This window comes from Alkaliphilus peptidifermentans DSM 18978 (assembly GCF_900101495.1).
GTDB classification, from domain to species: domain Bacteria; phylum Bacillota; class Clostridia; order Peptostreptococcales; family Natronincolaceae; genus Alkaliphilus_C; species Alkaliphilus_C peptidifermentans.
This window is the reverse complement of record NZ_FMUS01000003.1, coordinates 115,658-134,132: the sequence shown is the minus strand read 5'-3', so window position 1 is coordinate 134,132 and position 18,475 is coordinate 115,658. Positions and strand designations below refer to the sequence as shown.

Sequence of the window (18,475 nt, the reverse complement as noted above, 5' to 3'; positions counted from 1 at the left end):
AATTAATATTACATTAAACAGTTCTTCCATAAACCATGCCAATTCCCTGTAATATTTGGTCTTTTTGTGCCTGTGTTAAGTCCTTCAATAGTTCTGCTAGATAATTTCTTCTTGCATGAAGGACCTCATTAATCAATTGATGACCCTTTTCTAATACTATTATTCTTACAACTCTGCGATCCTTTTCATCCCTTGTCCTTTTTACCAGCATGTTTTTTTCCATTCTATCTACTAAATCAGTAATTGTACTGCATGCTAAAAACATTTGATTACTAAGTTCGCCAATTGTTAAATTATCTTCGTTTATTAAATATTGAAGTGCTTCAAATTGTGGAGGTGTAATTTCAAAATCAGTTAAGATTTCTCTACCCTTTTGTTTAATTACTGTACAAAGATGTCTTATTTCCTTTTCTAGCTCTATAATTGTATCATCATATTTTAAATCTTTCATACATACCTCCCACACTCTACTCGTTTTTTTTATTTTAACATACTAATGTAATAATTCGTACTTGTTATTGAAAAATCCTTCTTTATTTTTTGCGAAGCTAATTAACTAGTCATATTTAACTAACTATTATAAAAAATTATATTCATAAAAGGTTTTAATCAACTTATGTCGAATATTTAATATCTGTAACGCCCTGGAAAAGGAGGTTAACTTTTCATGAAAAAGTTTAATCATCTCGCTAAAAAACAAAAAAAGACATTGTCATTCACCGTCATTCCAAGCACCTCACATAAAATAATACAATTTAATATTCCCTATTGGGTACCAATATTTTCAACTATAATAATAGTGTCTTTAATTATTAGTACTGTAGGCTTTTCAACTAGTCTCTTTGATACAACATCAAAACTAACTTCTGCAAAAAACACTATTAATAGCTTGCGGGTTGAAAATTATGCATATATAGAAGAAATAAGCTTTTTAAAAGGGCGTACTATTGAAATAGAAGATAAGCTAATATCTCTTTATGATATGCAGAACCAAGTACTGGCTATGGTAGGTTTAGACCCATCTGATTCTATGTTTGTAACACAAGTATCAAATGATATAATTCCATCCCTTTTAGTATCAAGGTCTAGCAGACGGAGTATGCTTTTTGACAATGATCTAGATATGGAAGTTGAAATGGAGCTAATAGATGATTTGATTTCAAGACAAAAGGAAAATATGCAAAAACTTATCGATGATGTTGAAGAGCAATTAAAATATATAGACTCATTACCTAATCTTCAACCCACAACCGGTAAAATATCTTCTGCCTATGGGTATCGTATTTCTCCAATTAATAGGAGACGAGAATTTCATTCAGGGATAGATATTGCGAATCGAAGTAATACAGATATTTTCGCTGCGGGTAGTGGCGTTGTTACCTTCTCTGGATATAATGGTGCATATGGTCGTATGATTATTATCTCCCATGGTTATGGCTATACTTCTGTTTATGCCCATAATACAAAGAATCTCGTTAAGGTTGGGGAACGGGTAGAAAAGGGTGAGGTTATTGCTAAGATGGGTAGTACAGGCCGTAGCACTGGTCCACATTTGCATTTTGAAGTACGAAAAAATGGAAGAGCTATAGATCCATCATCAATTTTAGACGATTAGTATAAAGGAGGATATTCATGTTTAGTAAAAAGGAAGATGTACAATACACAAAATTCACTACCTTAATTGGAGCTGATTGCGTCTTTGAAGGGCGTTTGAATACCAAGGGGACAATCCGCATTGAAGGAGAGTTAAAGGGTGATATAAATCTCGAAGGTAACCTTTATATTGGTGAAACAGGCAGATTGATTGGAAATGTTAATGGTAGTAATGTTTTTGTTGCAGGAGAAGTACATGGCAATGTTTATGCTACTGGACAATTGCGAGTGGCGGCTAAGGGAAAGCTATATGGTGATGTTAATGTTAAAAGCTTTGTTTTGGATGAAAATGCAATATTTGATGGCAATTGTAAAATGCTCAATAATGAAAAAACACTTGAATTGGAAAACCTATAAAAAAACCCTTTCGGGTTTTTTTAACGGATATCAAGCCTAGTTAATAAAAAATGTTTTTGATCTTTACTTTCGTATGAATCATTATTTAATATCTTTTTTTCTGGAATTATTATTGGTATGGCTCCTTTAATAATACTAAATGTCATTGGAAGCTTCCCACCCAACTCACCATCTATGTCTATAGTTAAATCTCCATCGCTATATATAGTAAACTCCTTTACCTGTGTATATGTTATATTGGGATGATTTATATGATTACCCTTAATAATCAGAAAAAATAAAGAAGCAGCATCTAATATATGACTGGTTTCAACAAGAATTAAATCTAATAAGCCATCGTTAATTTTTGCCTCCGATGCTATCTTTTTAAACCCTCCTACCTGTTTACTATTGGCTAAAACAAAGAACAAAATTTCCTTTTCTTCTTTAATGTTACCAATTTGAATAGAAATTTTTATGGGTCTAAATAACTGCTTTGGAAATTCCTTTATACCTTCTAAATAATATGCAAACTTACCTAGTACAGTTTTTGCATCTGATGATACCTTATGTGCTACGTCAGTTAATAAGCCACCTGCTGCAACATTCAAAAAGTAAGTGTCTCCTGCCTTACCAATATCTACCTTTGTTGTATTTTCGTTATATACCATTTCTGCAAATTTTCTTAGCTGTCGTGGGATTTTAAGGTGAGTTGCAAAGTCGTTGATTGTACCGGCAGGATAAATTGCAAGGCTAGATTTTGTATTGCTTATCATACCATTAACAACTTCATTAACGGTTCCATCACCACCTGCAGCTATAATAATATCATATTCCTCCTGACTACTCCTAAAAGCAATTTCTGTTGCATGGTGCTTTCCCTCAGTGGCTTCAATGTCTACCATCATATGATATTCATCACTTAATATAGTCTTAAGCTTAGGTATATCTTTTTGAAGTAGCTTCCTACCCGAATCCGGATTATATATGATTTTCACTCTTCTTTTCATAAAGGTTCCCCCATTTGTAGGAAATTTTATAGTATTGGCTTAATTAACGAGTCATTTCTTTGATCTCTTCTTTTATCTATATATTCCCTAATTACTATACTTAAAATCTTGATGCCATATTTTATTTCAGAAGGATTTACTGCAGCTATACTTAATCGAAAATACCCTTCATCATTATTATTCATAAAGAAAAGATTTCCTGGTGCAAATATTATATTCTTTACTACTGACCTTTCATATAATTCTTTAGAGGAAAAACCCTTTGGTAACTTAAACCAAAAATTTACACCCCCTAAAGGTAAGGAATAGCTAATATATTCTGGAAAATACTCTTTAATTGATTCCTTCATTACTACAAATCTCTCCTTGTACTTATCCTCCATATATTTAAGGTGCTGTTGCCATATCCCCTTATCTAAATAGAGCTCGAAGGCTCTTTGCAACAAGCCAGAAGTAGAGATATCAGTGGTATGCTTTGCCATAAGTAGGTTTTCATGAAGCTTTGAAGGAATAACTAAAAACCCAAGCCGCAGGCCTGGCATAAATATCTTAGAAAAGCTCTTAATATATATTACTAATTCATCTTCATCTAGCTTTTTTAAAGTAGTGTTATCTTCACTATAAAAGTTAAGATCACTTAAATAGTCATCTTCTACAATATACATATTATAATTTTTGCATATTTTTAATAACTCTTTCTTTTTTCCTGGGCTGTAGGAGATGCCAGTTGGATTCTGAAAATTTGGCATAACATAAATAAATCTGGGTTTATGGGTTTTAATCTTTTTCTCAAGGATATCAAGGTCTAATCCATCCTTTTGCAAAGGAATATCAATCATTTTCGCTCCCCTTGAGTTGAAGGCAGCCATTGCTCCTGTATAAGAGGGACTTTCAATTAAAACATAATCACCATAGTTCACCAATGCCTTTGAAATAATATCAATTCCCTGTTGAGCACCAGAAATAATTTGTATGTTCTCCACTTCTGACTTAATACCATAATGAAAGATGTAATCCTTTAGTATCTTTCTTAATTGATAATAGCCTTGCCCCTCTTGGTAATCAAAGGCATATCCTTTGTCCCTATCTAAAACCTCATTGAGAACTTGCTTAAAATCTTCTACTGGAAATAAATCTGCAGAAGGGGTTGCACTTGCAAAATTAATCATGTTTTTTTCAACCTTAATATGACCCTGCTCCATCAATTGACTTCTAATATTGGTCTGTTGCTTACTTTCTTGGTCTACTTCATTTAACTGATTAATTAATTGTTTTGATATATATGTACCGCTGCCTATTTTTTTGTATACTAGCCCTTCTTTTTCCAATATTTCATATGCTTTAACAACTGTTACATTATTAATTTCAAGCATTTTTGACATAGCTCTAACAGGGGGAAGTCTATCGGCTTCCTTTAAATGACCTAAAAGAATTAGCTCTTTAATCATTTTGTATAACTGAACATATAAATGTTGAGGATGATTCTTATCAAGCTTAATTGATTCAAATTTATACATTTTATCACCTCTGGTATTAATGTTACCATACAATTTATTATATCAAAGGAGCTATATTATTAATATACAATTATTAGAAAATAACTAAATAATTAATTCAGCTTTTATAACTGAGATAAGTAATTAAAAACCATTAAAAAGTTAATGAGCCAGAAGCACTTCTGACTCATTAGCTGGTAGTTAAAAGTAATTTTTTTTGCGTGCTTAATGTTATGTTTAAATAGTTCCATTAATCAATATTTTAGTGGATGGAATCCTCTAATCACCTCTATATTTATCAGCTAATCTTTGAAGCTCCATTGCTTGCTTTCCACTTAATTCAGCAAATTCCTTAAACTGATTTGCTACTTCACTGTCTTCTGTATGCTTAGAAAACATCTCGAAATCCCTAACCATTTCTTGTGCATCTAAAAGCTTTTTAGTAATCATATCCCTTGTATTCATATTCATGCTACACACCTCCTTTATACTAATATTTTTCCTAATGTTACTGCAAATATTCAGGTATAATATAAAATCCATTCTAAACAGCTATAGTTAAAAAATGCTGCTTAACTAAAGCTATACTTTTGTTTTAGCTTTTCAACTTCATCTATATACAGCCTTAGAATTTCATCTGCCTGTTTTTCTTCTAGCCTTTTGCCACAACATTCTGTTTCAAAAAATCTTTTTGGAATTTGAAGCCGTTGATACGAAAATCCCATTTTCTCTTTAATTCTAATTTTATCAAGAAAAGTATTTAACCCAAGTTCCTTTAATTGTTTTTTCGTAATATTATAACCAATTGAATTTAGTGCATCTTCAATGGTTTCATAGTCGTATATCTTCCTTGAAAAGAGACAAATAACCAAGCTATTTAGGAGGTTTCTGTCTATTTCCTCATTAATTAGTTTATTTACTATTTCCGTTGGATTAAACTCCTGTAGCTCTTGATCAATTGCATAACCAGCATTATCTAGATGAGAATGTCTGGCACCTACAGCTTGTCCAATAATATTTCCATAGCCGGTATGATATCCTGCCACCTCATTTTTGCCTAAAACCATGGCAAAATTTAAGCCACCATATTTTGATGCCAATGCATATGTCCCATCAGCAGCATCTATGTAAAATTTATTGGGTTGACTAATAATATTACTAATAATCTGTAGATAGGCTTCAATATCACCGAATCCTGGTTTTGTTAATAATAAATCATCATCGATTATCTTTTTTTCATAGGCTTCTGTCATCCAAGCAAACATTACCCCCGTTGTAATAGCATCTAATCCGGTTAATTCAACAGCTTCTATGAGCCTCAGAAGCTTGTCAGCATCTAAAATCCCCAGCATAGAACCTAATGCATAAATAAGCTCATGATCATAGGAAACAGTTGATGCCTCATATTCATAAGGATCACCAAATTTCCTTTTTAGAAGTGCAATATGGATACAGCCTATAGGACAACCACTACAGGCAACTTTCTTAATCAGTTTGTTTTCTGCTAAAAATTCTCCACTTATACTATTATCATCTATTATTTTGCTTTTACTAAAGTTGTAGGCAGGTAAAGCTCCTAAGTCATTGAGGGATTTTATATTAATTGAAGTTCCTAGTCCATGATACTTTTCCATTAGGTCTGTATCGGTTACCTTTTTATATATTTTTTCATAGGCTTTTCTATAGTCTTCTGTATTGGAAATGGGATTACTTCTACTCCCCTCAATAACTATAGCTTTAACCATTTTAATACCTAAAAGGCAACCAAGTCCAAGCCTTCCAAAATGTCTATAGGTATCAACTAAACCACAGGCATATTTTATTTGCTTTTCTCCACCCTTTCCAATAGTAATAATAGACCTTAACCCCCTTCTTCCTCTTTTATCATGAAGAAGGCGTGTTGCTTCATCTGTGTTTAATCCCCATAAGGGTTCACCATCTAAAAATTTAACTTCATCATTATTAATATGTAGAATACAGGGTCTAGGGCTGCTTCCCTTCAAAATAATTCCATCTAATCCAGCCAGCCCCATAGCCATAGCCATTCTCATTCCGCCATAGCTTTCTCCCAATTCCTCTGTTAATGGAGATTTAAACATACAACATGTTTTAGTAACCACGGGAAAAATAGTATTCATGGGCCCCTTAGTGAAAATGATTGGTTGCTCTGGACTAAGGGAGCTTTCATCAAATAAGCATTCCTCTTCTAAAAGCTGAGTCCCTAATGAAACACCACCTATATATTTATTTAAATCAGGTCTTTTTATGGATTCAAAGGTTCTTTCATTTAAATTTATGTATAATATCTTTTTTTCCTTTTCCATTATAGTCTAGCCTCCATACTAAGCACTTCATGTGGGCACCTACTTACACATATACCACATTGAATGCACGGTATCGGGATTTTTTCATCATAATTAAATTGCATTCCCCCTATAACACATCCCTCTACACAATTACTACAACCATTACATTTATCTTTATTAAATCTAACGCCACCTCCAGCTCTCTTTTTAAGTGCCTCTGTTGGGCAGCAGCTTACACATTTTGGCTCTATACAGCCTCTGCATATATCAACCACCATTCTCCCTGGGTAACCGCCACTGGTTTTCACAGCAATTCCACTCATTAATAATGAGTGATCCTTATGAACAATAGTAGAGCACCCTATCATGCATGAATAGCAGCCAATACATTGTCCTGTATTTTTAACCTTTAATATTTTGTTATCCAACATACTATATAAAGCTCCTCCATTTTGTATTGTTAAAAGGGTTCTTGATTTGAAGTATTATCCTATAGTTTTATTTATATACTAATCCTTAATTTTAGATAAACCTACTTTAAAATAATAGTTGTAGGTTATTATATCCTTGAAATTTAATTTTGTTTTATATTTTAGTAAAAAAATAAAGGAAATGTTATACTGTTATAGAATAGGAAATATTTAGACTAACAAAACATAATGATTAGAGGTGAAATAATGAGTCACTTTAAAGCTTTAAAGGGATTCTTTTTTCGTAACAAATGGTATTACATACTGGGTATCATATGGCTATTACTAGTAGATGTATTGCAGCTACTTATACCAGAGGTATTACGAAGATTTACTGATCAGCTGCAAGCTAATACTCTTTCAAATGAAGATATCATTAGGTATGGTATTTATATAATTAGTATTGGTTTTGGAATTGCCTTTTTCCGTTTTTTATGGAGAATATACATTATTGGCACCTCTCGAAAGCTTGAATATGAGCTTAGAAACAAGCTTTTTGGCCATCTATTAAAGCTATCCACTAATTATTATACCAATCACAAAACTGGCGATTTAATGGCCCACGCAACCAATGATATAAATGCTGTTAGAATGGCTTTAGGGCCAGGAATAGTAATGATGACAGATGCAATTTTCATTACATTAATTGCTATAACAATGATGGCAACTACAACAGATTGGCGTTTAACAATACTTGCCCTACTACCCCTTCCCTTCTTAGCATTTACTATAGGTAAATTTGGCAAGGTAATTAATGTTCGCTTTAAAGCTGTTCAGGAGTCCTTTTCATCATTAACTGATACGGTACAAGAGAATTTTTCCGGTATTCGTGTAATTAAATCTTTTGTTCAAGAGGACTCAGAAATTAAAAAGTTCAGTGTAAAAAACCAGCATGTCTATGACAAAAACATGGCTATGGTTAAATTGTTCGGTATGTTTTTTCCATTTGTTCAATTTATGTCGGCTTTGAGTTTTTTAATTGTTGTGGGCTATGGAGGCACTCTAGTTATTTACGGAGATATCTCTTTAGGAGATTTTATAGCCTTTGAGGCTTATCTAGCCTTACTTGTATGGCCGATGATGGCTATTGGTTGGGTTATTAACGTGCTTCAAAGGGGCTCAGCTTCTATGGAAAGAATCAATACTATATTAGATGAACAGCCAGAAGTTGTGGATCAACCTGATGCTATTGATCATAAAGATATAAAGGGTGATATTGAATTCAATAATGTGTCATTTAAATATCCTAATAGTAATGAAGACGCCCTAAAGAATTTTACTCTTAGCATTTCCTCTGGTACCAGTATAGGTGTTATTGGAAAAACCGGCAGTGGTAAAACAACCATTGCTACACTTCTATTGAGATTGTTTGATGCAAACGAAGGTATAATATCTATTGACGGTAATGCTCTTAACAAGGTACAGCTACGAAGTATTAGAAGTCAAATAGGCTATGTTGATCAAGATAGCTTTCTTTTTTCTACAACCATAGCTGAGAATATTGCTTTTGGTGTTGATGAATGTAGTAAAGAAGAAATTATTCGAACAGCAAAAATTGCAGAGGTCCATGATAATATTGTAGGTTTTCCTGATGGATATGAAACCTTTGTAGGTGAACGTGGAGTAACCCTTTCTGGTGGACAAAAGCAAAGAATATCAATTGCAAGGGCTCTAATCAAAAAACCAAAAATACTAGTGTTGGATGATGCCCTTTCAGCAGTTGATACAGATACAGAAGAGCGCATTTTGAGTTCATTAAAGGATGCGATGAAGGAGAGCACCAGTATAATTATTGCTCATCGCATTTCCACCATTAAAGATAGCGATAAGATTATTGTTATGGATAATGGTGAAATAGTTGAGGAAGGAACCCATAACGAGCTATTGGAAAATAGAAAACTATACTTTGAAATATATCAAAAACAACTATTAGAGGAAAAAATAGCACAGGATTAGGAGGTGTAGAGATGAGTAATAATTTTCAAGAAGAGGTACTTGGAAAATCCTATGATTCAAAGCTTATGGGTCGTCTATTGAAATATGCAAGGCCCTATTGGGCCGCCCTAACATTGTGTATTGTACTTCTTATATTAATTTCTGTTATTGACCTAGCTCAACCCTTTATAATAAAAATCGCTATTGATGATCATATAAATGTGTACGAAAAGCCTATTTATGTTTTTGATGATACACCACACAATTTAGATTATGTAGCTTTTCAGGGAAGGTATTATGTTAAAGAAAAAGATTACCCAGATTCAGATTCCCTTACTTATGATGATGTTGTTCAGCTTATACGTCATCAGCAGAATGACTATCTTGTAATGGGTGAATATAATTTAAGAAATGTAGAATACGAAATAATAGAAGAGGATGGCACTATATTATTGCAGTATAATGGAGAATTGACGGAGGTAAAATCCCTTTCTCCCAACGATGTAAGGGTTTTTAGAAGGGGTGATGTATCATCTCTTTATAAACTGAGCCTCCTGTATCTTGCAATAATAGTACTTGGATTTCTATTTAACTATATACAAGTATATGTACTAAACCATACCAGCAATAAAATTGTTTATAACATACGTCAGCAGCTTTTTTCTCACCTACAAGGGATGTCCTTAAGCTTTTTTGATAAAAACCCAGTAGGTAGATTGGTTACTAGAGTTACCAACGATACAGAAACACTGTATGAGATGTATACAGGAGTGTTGGTAAATCTATTTAAGGACCTATTTCTTCTTCTAGGTATTGTCATTGTTATGCTTCGAATGAATGTTAGGCTTGCTTTAATTTCATTTGCCGTTATACCATTAATTCTAATTTCAGCAGCAATTTTTAGATTAAAAATTAGAGATGCCTATCGTGATGTAAGAGTTAAGCTGGCTAAAATTAACTCTAGTCTTAATGAAAACTTTACTGGTATGAAAACCATACATATTTTCAAAAGGGAAAATCAGCAATATAATAGCTTTGATCATAGCAACAGAGAGCTTTTAGATGCAAATAAAAGAGAGATCTTTATATTCTCTATTTTCCGTCCATCTATGGAGGTAATAAGATCCCTTGGAATGGCACTTTTAATTTGGTATGGTGGTGGTCAATTGCTTAGACAAAACATTGAATTTGGTGTCCTTTTTGCATTTATAAGCTATTTGAAACGATTCTTTCAGCCCATTAATGATTTAACTGAAAAGTATAATATATTACAGTCTGCTATGGCATCCTCCGAAAGGATTTTTGCTTTGATTGATAAGGAACCAGCAGTTACAGATCCAATTAGTCCTGTAAAAGCAACTGAGTTTAAAGGAGAGATTGAATTCAGAAACGTTTGGTTTGCTTATAAGGATGAGGATTGGGTATTAAGGGATATTAGCTTTAAAATTAACCCTGGTGAATCAGTTGCTTTTGTTGGAGCTACAGGGGCTGGTAAATCTTCAATTATTAATTTAATTAGTAGGCTTTACGATATACAGAAGGGTGAAATACTTATTGACGGTGTCAATATTAAGGATTATCCCTTAAAGGAATTAAGAAAAAATATAGGAGTAGTTCTACAAGATGTATTTATGTTCACTGGTACTATCCGTGACAATATAGTGTTAAATCAACAGAATATAACAGATGATAGAATTATGGAGATTGCAGAGTACGTTAACGCCCATTCATTTATAGAAAAGCTACCCAAAGGGTACAATGAGCCAGTGATGGAACGGGGAGCTAATCTCTCAACTGGGCAAAGACAGCTATTGGCCTTCGCACGGGCTTTGGTATTTAATCCATCAATATTAATTTTAGATGAAGCCACCTCCAATATAGATACCGAAACTGAGGAGCTTATACAGGATGCCATTGTGAAAATTATTAAAGGAAGGACAACCATTGCAATTGCCCATAGATTATCCACCATTCAAAATTGTAGTAAAATTATAGTTTTGCATAAGGGAAAAATTCGTGAAATGGGTAATCATCAAGAGTTATTACAAAATGAGGGGATTTATTTTAATCTTTATCAATTGCAGTATAAAGAAAGCTTTACGCAATAATGGGCTAATAGGGTGAAGGAATTATTCCTTCACCCTTAATTTTGTATTGAATACAACATTACTGTATAAACCTTTATTCAAATGCTCTATTAACAAGTTCTTCGATTTCATTTTCTCTTAACCTACTCCATACCATATCTACAAATAAATTGCTCATTTGTTCTATAAGCGGTGCTTCATTGTCTCTAAAATAATTTCGAATTTCTTCTTTTTCTTCATCTGTTGCTGCGAAATTGTCAATAATGAGGTTAATATAGGTTTCTCTTTTTAATTCTGGATCAATTTCACTCCATTTATACCACAGATAATTTCTTTTACTTATGCTTTCTAACACAAAATCAACATCCTCTTTATATTTTTCCCCTTCTATGTTACTGGCGGCTTTATTCCATGAATCGAATATAAAGTTGTTGTATACTTCAAACATTCTCATAATATACTGTCTGTCCGCTTTAAAAAAATCCAATATAAATTCATGCTGCCGTTTATCCTCCATTGCCATAGACATGTTGTTTTCATCCAGATAACCACCACTGTACCCATCTCCAAGCATCCCGTCCACACTCAAATAGCTATTTAACTCTAGAGCATTAATATGTATATTATTTATTCTATTTAAAACCTCGTCGGATCGAATCTCTGTGTCATTTTCTACATGATAAAGGCGATAGCCTGCTCCACTATAAGGATACAGAGTATTACCAATATATAATTCTAATGTACCATTTATGGTTCGTAACCCAGTAGTGTAAACTATAATTTTACAACCTTTGTTATCGAAGGGTTCAATTAGACCTAAGTCATCTGATTTAACATATCCCTCTCTTTTTATAACATGCTCACTATCGAAAATATTCATATTATATTGTAATGTATGATATGAAAAATGCTTTGGATCTTCAATATCTCGAGGTAGATAATAATACACATAATAATAGTCATCATATTTTTCAATTAATTCCACATTGGCTCCAAAGCTTATTTCATCATTTCTTTCTGTTAACTCCTTATCATTATATATATCTGCTGATGTTTTTATAACATATCCAACCTTGGGATTATGGTTGCTTAAATTATTCCATAGACTATTCTCAGAATACATGGGTATAACAAGGGTGGGAGTAAGGCTGTCTTCCATTACTGCATTTATTTCTAGAAACTGTCCATGAGGTGATGGAATGCCTAAAGAAAAGAATAATGCCATATCATTTTCCAATTTACTGCCATCCTTTCCCAATAGCTCTTTAGGTAAAAATAAGCCACTAAACATCATTGGTGGCAGGTAATTTCCTTTCCAGTTATCGCCTATTTCGATTGTATTGTCCTTTATTCTGTAACGTTCAAAGGGCCGTGGTGCGGGTAATTTATTTTCCATAGATATTATTGGTACAATTCCTCCAGTCTGTATATAATAAAGATTCATTATATTTTCGTCAGATAGCTCTTTATTAAATTTAACGGTTATTTTATTATTATCCTTTGAAGACTCAGGTAGATATATAACCTTCACACCTTCTGGCGCATAAGCAACACCGCCACAATAATATGGTAAGATGATTTCCTCTATTTTTAATTCTTCTACTTGTCCCTGTCTATCCACATTTATATCTTCCTCCTTAATAGTAGTACAACCAGAAATCAGCATTACCATTAATATGATGGAAAGAATAGGTGTTATGTAAGTTTTGTATTTTTTATTCACTATAAATACCTCCAAACTTTACTTTTCTCATATTATACACCCTACTGCTATTATTGCAGTAGGGTGTATAACTTTTAAATAATCTAGTTGGTTTCCTCGTAGTAGCCTGAGAAAAACAGCGAATCATATACAGTTATTGTTTCGGTTTCATTGTCATATAGACCCTTTAATCTATACACATTTCCTATATATATTTTATCTTCAAATTCTAGGTTTACTGTATATATCTGACCTTTTTCTAAATCTTCAGTAATATGTGCAGTTTGGTATTCGTCCATTTCAAACATTTCCCCTCCATTGATGCTTTCAACAACCAAACTACCATCATTATTTATCTCAATCACCTTCGCTAAAAATGAGATATTATTTAGTTCAAGACCCTTCCTCACACTTTCCTCTGAAGGAATCCATGGAATGTTAATCTGTGGTTCATATCTGCCATCATAGGTTTTGTCTTCAATAAATTCTTGATATGACATTGTGCTACTTGCTTGCTGTAAATATTCTTCAATTATTGATGATGGTTCTACTGTTGATGTCACCATTACATGTTTAAAGCATTTATCAGCAGGTGGTGGAGTGCTTAATCTGTCATAATAGGGCCTAAAAGCTTTATAATATGTTCCATCCCATCTGTTTTCCTGAGCTTCAATATAGTATTGTATAGTTGTACCAACGGGAAAACCAGTAAAAGTGGAAACAAAGGTATGCCCATTTTTACTCATCGTTTTGCTAGTAAAACCTCCAGACGACGAAGCATTTTTATAGTAAATCTTAACTTTATCAGCAGCCACACTATGTGCTGCTCCATTATCATAGGAAACAATGTTAAATATTACAGTATTTTCAGTGGTATTTGAATAATTTATGAAGCTGGTATTTGTACCCCAGGCACCCTTATGCCAATAAAAAACAGATGGTGCATATCTAAAATTTCCCACTGCTATATTATTATTAACTTCTTGTTTTGGGGTCAAAAACTCTAAATGTAAATGAATCTGACTAGAATCGCTCATGCCAGAATATCCACTTTTTCCCACTTTTGTAGTGTAAGGTAGATTGTAATATCTACTAGTTGTTGATGTAAGTGCTCTTGAATCTAAATGAGCATACAGGCTTTGAAAATAATATCTTTTTCCTGTACCCGATGGAATATACTCATGTTGAATTACAACATACTTCCCATAACCACCACCATTATCGGTAGTATGTATAACTCTACCTCCATTAAAAACAGAAAAAACATCTCTTCCTGTTCCATCTGTTTTCCTAGTTCGTAAATCAAGCCCAGCATGTACTCTTAATATTCCACTTTCCTTACGGGGTTGATTATATTGAGAGGTTATTGCTACTAAGTCCTCTTGTCCAGTACCTACATCTCCCACTCTAAGTGGTGAGTAAGCTGAGATTTTAGTCTCGCTAATAGTATTGAAATTAAGAATTTGTTGATTACTTTCGCATAATTCTTGCCCAGAAAATGCTTGAAAGTTCAATCCCGAAACAAGCAAAGCAATTAATATTGTTATTGATACGAATTTCCTAATACACATTCAAATACCCCTTTCAGATTTTTACTTCTATTCATACACAACCTTATCTCCTATAATAAGACTTTCTTACTTGAGTTCTAGGAAAACAAATAATATGTACATATAGCATGGTATTTAATTACATAAATTTAATATATTTCATATATTTAGTAAAATATGTAATTTATGTAATTTATATAGTATCATTTTTATATTTTCATGACAATCATAATATTTCTTCATATTTCTTTATATTGCGACATATTTTTACATAGTAATGCATACCAACAAAAACTAACCCTTACACCCAAAATTAAAGGTGAAGGAATAATTCCCTCACCCTTAATTTATTTTAAGTTTTTTATTGTATTATTCTTTAAATTTTCTTCACCTTAATATAGTCCTTAGTATATGCAAATACCTCACGAAGATAATATCTAATTTTCACAAATAAATTAGGATACATCTTTGCTGGAGCTCCTGAAGCTTCCAGCTGTATACGGTCAGCAATTAACAGTGATCGTCTTATATGAAATCCATTGGATACAATTATACCCTTTGAATGGCCTTGCTCTTCCATTATCGCTTTACTAAAAGTTAAATTTTCATATGTATTATAGGAGTTTTCTTCTTTAAATATTCTATCTTCAGGTACTCCTGCATCAACTAAATACCTCTTCATGGCTTCGGCTTCTGTGATCCATTCGTCTTCTCCTTGTGCTCCACTAACAACAAAGGCTTCTGCGTATCCCTTTTCATAGAGCTCTAAGGCTTTTTCCAACCTATACAAAAGCATGGGCCCTGGCTTATCTCCATAAAGGCGACAGCCTAATACAATGATAGCATCCCCTTTTTCTGGTGTTGCATTAATAGAGTCATATATGATGCTCCATTGAAGAATTATATATACAATTAGCAATAAACCTATTAAGTAAGTAATAATTTTTTTCATTATGCTCTTCCTTTAATATAAAGTCTTTGGTGTAACATTTAACACTTTCATTATATCATTTTTCTCTTATTAAATTAACCTAGTTTATATTTGTGTATATTTATATTTCTATCAGTTCTTTTTAAGAACAATAGCATTTCATGCTTTAAAATAATGAAAAATTCGTATCCTCCTCATTGATCATAAGTAAGAACGCCCCCTTAACAACCCCGTATTACATAGAGAAGTTCTGAACAAATTTTCCTATAAAAAAATAAAAAGCCTCCAGATTTTACTAAATTGGAAGCTTTAATATATTTGATTTCTGCATAATTATTTAGCCTTCTTGCAAATATCTTCTTTCATACATTTCGCATTCATCTAAAGTACAGGTATTAACAACACAGTGTATACATGTATAAACACCACATTCGCGAACCTCTTCTGTATTTTCAAAGTCTTTAATATTATTAACCATAACCCATACCTCCCTCAAACTTATCCGAATTTGTAATTTAATTATAGCATCAATTCATTTATCTGTCAATTGCAATTTTATATTTTTATTATTCATTTCTTCATTTTTATTTATTCATGGAAATTTTTCTGACTTTCACCTTAATTGCCAAAGTTTGAACGTTTATTTTACAAGACATAATAATTTAATAAATTACAAATCATATTAATAGTATAAAATAATTATAATAGATAGAAAATTTCGATATTTATGAATGCATAGAAAAGAATTATTGCATTTTCTACGAAAATTTGTCCAAGTTTATAAGCTATTTTGTCGATATTACTGCTTTGAAATATAGAATGATTAGAGTTTATTTAGAAAGGATGATAAAATTGGAAAACAACAACTATATTCACGTATATAACGAAATTGGTCAGTTGAAGAGTGTTTTACTACATTGCCCCGGTGAAGAAATAGAAAATATCGTGCCTGATTATTTAAGTAGACTACTGTTCGATGAAATTTGCTTTTTAAAGCAGGCGATTGTAGAGCATAATCAATTTGCCAACATTTTAAAAACAGAAGGAGTAGAAGTCCTTTATCTAACTGATTTGATGGCAGATATACTAGGAGCACCTGATGTTCGGCAAAAATTTTTAGAGAATCTAATGGATGAAGGAAAGGTACCTACAGAAGGCGTTCGTGAAGCATTAAGAGAATTTTTTTCACTATTAACTCCCTTAGAAATGGCAAAAAAGGCAATTACTGGCGTTAGAAAGGATGAAGTTAAAGAGATTAATAATAAACACTTAGCTGATTTGGTAAAAAATCCTTACCCCTTTTATTTAGATCCTATACCTAATTTATATTTTCAAAGGGATCCCTTTGCCACAATAGGCAGTGGTGTAACCTTAAATGTTATGTCCTCTGTAACAAGAAATAGAGAAACTCTTTTTGCTAAGTACTTATTTGATCATCATCCAAGATTTAAAAATATTAGAAGGTGGTATAACAGAAATAAAACTCATCCTATTGAAGGTGGCGATGAGCTTGTGCTCTCTCCTAAAGTTATTGCAATAGGTGTAAGTGATAGAACTGATCCAGTAGCAGTTGAAATGGTAGCAAGAAATGTTTTTGAATCCGATGAATCCTTTGAAGTGGTACTGGCCTTTGACATTCCTAAAACAAGGGCTTTTATGCATTTAGACACAGTTTTTACTATGATTGACTATGATAAATTCACTATTTATCCTGGAATAGAAATGCCCCTTGATGTTTATAGCCTACGGAAGGGTAGTAACAACAATATAAATATTAGCTACGAGGCTGAAGATTTATCTTCAATTCTAAAAAAATATCTTCGATTACCATCTGTGGATTTAATAAGATGTGGTAATAATGATGTTATTGCCGCAGGTAGAGAGCAATGGAGCGACGGTAGTAATACCTTAGCGATATCTCCCGGTAAGGTTGTTTGCTATAACAGAAACTATGTCACTAATGAAGCTTTACGAAAAGTAGGAATAGAAGTACTAGAATTTGACTCCTATGAGCTATCTAGAGGCCGAGGTGGTCCCAGATGTATGAGTATGCCTTTAGTACGTGCCGATATATAAAAGCTATTATTAACAATAAAATTTTTGACATGGTAAATTTTTCGTTGTAAAATAAACTTTAGAGTTGTAATTTGGGAATTTAGGAGGCAATTTATGTTTGACTATCATATTCACAGTCATTTTTCACCGGATGCTATTATGACAATGGAGGCCGGAATAAAGGCAGCTATTACTAAAGGATTAAGTGAAATATGTTTTACTGATCATATCGATTATGACTTCGATGGTAATAATCATCACATTATTTTCGATTATGATGATTATTTTAAAGCAATAAAAAATTATAAAGACAAATATAAAAACGAAATTGAAATAAAGATAGGTGTGGAATTAGGTCTTCAAAGCCACTCATTAGATAAATATAATGAAGATATACAAAACCATTCCTTCGATTTTGTTATTGGCTCTGTTCATTCGGTGGAAAAAACCGACTTGTATTCTGGTAGTTTTTTTAATAAAAAAACTCAGCTTGAGGCTTATAGTAAATACTTTGAAGAATTGTATCTGATAATTACTCAGTTTGAAGAATTTAATGTCATTGGGCATTTAGATGTTATCAAACGATATGGCAGCTATGATATTCCGCTACCCCTAGAAAGCTATAGCGAAATTACAAGAAGCATTTTACTGAGGATTATTGAAAAGGGTAAAGGGATAGAACTAAATACCTCTGGAATCCGTTATCAGGTAGGAGATTATCACCCTTCTTTAGATGTATTCAAACTATATCATCAGCTTGGTGGAGAGATTATCACAATAGGCTCAGATGCCCATAGAACTGATCAACTGGGCTTCGACCTTAAAAATGCCTTGAAGGCTCTTGATATAATTGGTTTTAAGTATATCTGCACCTTTGATACTATGCAGCCAAGATTTCACAAGATAATAAGTCTAATCTAAAAAAATAGCATGACCTTAATCGG

General features: G+C 32.6%; 16 protein-coding genes. 6 read left to right on the top strand and 10 right to left on the bottom strand.

Annotated elements, in window-relative coordinates; genetic code table 11:
• Positions 1-13: 13 nt before the first annotated feature.
• Positions 14-451: a MarR family winged helix-turn-helix transcriptional regulator gene (locus BLP68_RS03530; protein WP_091540085.1), complete on the bottom strand. Its 438-nt coding sequence runs from the start codon at positions 449-451 to the stop codon at positions 14-16.
• Positions 452-667: 216 nt separating this feature from the next.
• Between BLP68_RS03530 and BLP68_RS03525 the strand changes: the two genes are divergently transcribed.
• Both BLP68_RS03525 and BLP68_RS03520 read left to right on the top strand, forming a co-directional pair.
• Positions 668-1,615 carry a M23 family metallopeptidase gene (locus BLP68_RS03525; RefSeq protein WP_091540082.1) on the top strand — a complete coding sequence of 316 codons (948 nt, stop codon included), beginning with the start codon at positions 668-670 and terminating at the stop codon, positions 1,613-1,615.
• Between the two features lie 17 nt (positions 1,616-1,632).
• A complete protein-coding gene (locus BLP68_RS03520; protein WP_091540080.1) occupies positions 1,633-2,010 on the top strand; it encodes a bactofilin family protein in 378 nt (125 codons plus the stop codon).
• 20 nt (positions 2,011-2,030) lie between these two features.
• On the opposite strand, the gene BLP68_RS03515 is transcribed toward BLP68_RS03520, so the two are convergent.
• The 5 genes from BLP68_RS03515 to BLP68_RS03495 form a co-directional block, all read right to left on the bottom strand.
• On the bottom strand, positions 2,031-2,999 hold the full coding sequence (locus BLP68_RS03515; protein ID WP_091540077.1) for a diacylglycerol/lipid kinase family protein: 969 nt from the start codon (positions 2,997-2,999) through the stop codon (positions 2,031-2,033).
• Between the two features lie 26 nt (positions 3,000-3,025).
• Positions 3,026-4,516, bottom strand: a complete 1,491-nt coding sequence (gene pdxR, locus BLP68_RS03510) for a MocR-like pyridoxine biosynthesis transcription factor PdxR (protein WP_091540074.1) — start codon at positions 4,514-4,516, stop codon at positions 3,026-3,028.
• A 258-nt stretch (positions 4,517-4,774) separates the two neighbouring features.
• A complete protein-coding gene (locus BLP68_RS03505; RefSeq protein ID WP_091540072.1) occupies positions 4,775-4,966 on the bottom strand; it encodes a hypothetical protein in 192 nt (63 codons plus the stop codon).
• Between the two features lie 101 nt (positions 4,967-5,067).
• Entirely contained in the window at positions 5,068-6,819 is a 1,752-nt protein-coding gene (locus BLP68_RS03500; RefSeq protein ID WP_242876893.1) for an aldehyde ferredoxin oxidoreductase N-terminal domain-containing protein, read from the bottom strand.
• Positions 6,819-7,232 (bottom strand): 4Fe-4S dicluster domain-containing protein, encoded by a 414-nt coding sequence (locus BLP68_RS03495; protein ID WP_091540067.1) that lies wholly within the window; start codon positions 7,230-7,232, stop codon positions 6,819-6,821. Before BLP68_RS03495 ends, BLP68_RS03500 begins: the two co-directional genes overlap by 1 nt.
• Before the next feature lie 246 nt (positions 7,233-7,478).
• Here BLP68_RS03495 and BLP68_RS03490 point away from each other — a divergent pair, with 246 nt between their 5' ends.
• Together BLP68_RS03490 and BLP68_RS03485 are read left to right on the top strand one after the other, a co-directional pair.
• Positions 7,479-9,227: an ABC transporter ATP-binding protein gene (locus BLP68_RS03490; RefSeq protein WP_091540064.1), complete on the top strand. Its 1,749-nt coding sequence runs from the start codon at positions 7,479-7,481 to the stop codon at positions 9,225-9,227.
• A gap of 11 nt (positions 9,228-9,238) precedes the next feature.
• Complete coding sequence (locus tag BLP68_RS03485) at positions 9,239-11,314, top strand: ABC transporter ATP-binding protein (RefSeq protein ID WP_091540063.1); 2,076 nt, start codon at positions 9,239-9,241, stop codon at positions 11,312-11,314.
• A gap of 73 nt (positions 11,315-11,387) precedes the next feature.
• On the opposite strand, the gene BLP68_RS03480 is transcribed toward BLP68_RS03485, so the two are convergent.
• The 4 genes from BLP68_RS03480 to BLP68_RS21620 form a co-directional block, all read right to left on the bottom strand.
• Positions 11,388-13,016, bottom strand: a complete 1,629-nt coding sequence (locus tag BLP68_RS03480; protein WP_091540061.1) for a hypothetical protein — start codon at positions 13,014-13,016, stop codon at positions 11,388-11,390.
• Positions 13,017-13,099: 83 nt separating this feature from the next.
• A complete protein-coding gene (locus tag BLP68_RS03475) occupies positions 13,100-14,566 on the bottom strand; it encodes a M23 family metallopeptidase (RefSeq protein ID WP_091540059.1) in 1,467 nt (488 codons plus the stop codon).
• A 355-nt stretch (positions 14,567-14,921) separates the two neighbouring features.
• A complete protein-coding gene (locus tag BLP68_RS03470) occupies positions 14,922-15,497 on the bottom strand; it encodes a YdcF family protein (protein ID WP_091540056.1) in 576 nt (191 codons plus the stop codon).
• Positions 15,498-15,813: 316 nt separating this feature from the next.
• Positions 15,814-15,954, bottom strand: coding sequence for a hypothetical protein (locus tag BLP68_RS21620; RefSeq protein WP_176758846.1), 141 nt, complete (start codon positions 15,952-15,954; stop codon positions 15,814-15,816).
• 374 nt (positions 15,955-16,328) lie between these two features.
• On the opposite strand from BLP68_RS21620, the gene arcA reads away from it, so the two are divergent.
• Both arcA and BLP68_RS03460 read left to right on the top strand, forming a co-directional pair.
• Entirely contained in the window at positions 16,329-17,552 is a 1,224-nt protein-coding gene (gene arcA / locus BLP68_RS03465) for an arginine deiminase (RefSeq protein WP_330389043.1), read from the top strand.
• Positions 17,553-17,645: 93 nt separating this feature from the next.
• On the top strand, positions 17,646-18,452 hold the full coding sequence (locus BLP68_RS03460; RefSeq protein ID WP_091540052.1) for a histidinol-phosphatase HisJ family protein: 807 nt from the start codon (positions 17,646-17,648) through the stop codon (positions 18,450-18,452).
• Positions 18,453-18,475: the final 23 nt, after the last annotated feature.

Excerpts from the sequence above, each read along its gene's own strand:
- BLP68_RS03530 (WP_091540085.1), bottom strand. The coding sequence starts at position 451 with ATGAAAGATTTAAAATATGATGATACAATTATAGAGCTAGAAAAGGAA.
- BLP68_RS03525 (WP_091540082.1), top strand. The coding sequence starts at position 668 with ATGAAAAAGTTTAATCATCTCGCTAAAAAACAAAAAAAGACATTGTCA.
- BLP68_RS03520 (WP_091540080.1), top strand. The coding sequence starts at position 1,633 with ATGTTTAGTAAAAAGGAAGATGTACAATACACAAAATTCACTACCTTA.
- BLP68_RS03515 (WP_091540077.1), bottom strand. The coding sequence starts at position 2,999 with ATGAAAAGAAGAGTGAAAATCATATATAATCCGGATTCGGGTAGGAAG.
- pdxR (WP_091540074.1), bottom strand. The coding sequence starts at position 4,516 with ATGTATAAATTTGAATCAATTAAGCTTGATAAGAATCATCCTCAACAT.
- BLP68_RS03505 (WP_091540072.1), bottom strand. The coding sequence starts at position 4,966 with ATGAATATGAATACAAGGGATATGATTACTAAAAAGCTTTTAGATGCA.
- BLP68_RS03500 (WP_242876893.1), bottom strand. The coding sequence starts at position 6,819 with ATGGAAAAGGAAAAAAAGATATTATACATAAATTTAAATGAAAGAACC.
- BLP68_RS03495 (WP_091540067.1), bottom strand. The coding sequence starts at position 7,232 with ATGTTGGATAACAAAATATTAAAGGTTAAAAATACAGGACAATGTATT.
- BLP68_RS03490 (WP_091540064.1), top strand. The coding sequence starts at position 7,479 with ATGAGTCACTTTAAAGCTTTAAAGGGATTCTTTTTTCGTAACAAATGG.
- BLP68_RS03485 (WP_091540063.1), top strand. The coding sequence starts at position 9,239 with ATGAGTAATAATTTTCAAGAAGAGGTACTTGGAAAATCCTATGATTCA.
- BLP68_RS03475 (WP_091540059.1), bottom strand. The coding sequence starts at position 14,566 with ATGTGTATTAGGAAATTCGTATCAATAACAATATTAATTGCTTTGCTT.
- BLP68_RS03470 (WP_091540056.1), bottom strand. The coding sequence starts at position 15,497 with ATGAAAAAAATTATTACTTACTTAATAGGTTTATTGCTAATTGTATAT.
- BLP68_RS21620 (WP_176758846.1), bottom strand. The coding sequence starts at position 15,954 with ATGGTTAATAATATTAAAGACTTTGAAAATACAGAAGAGGTTCGCGAA.
- BLP68_RS03460 (WP_091540052.1), top strand. The coding sequence starts at position 17,646 with ATGTTTGACTATCATATTCACAGTCATTTTTCACCGGATGCTATTATG.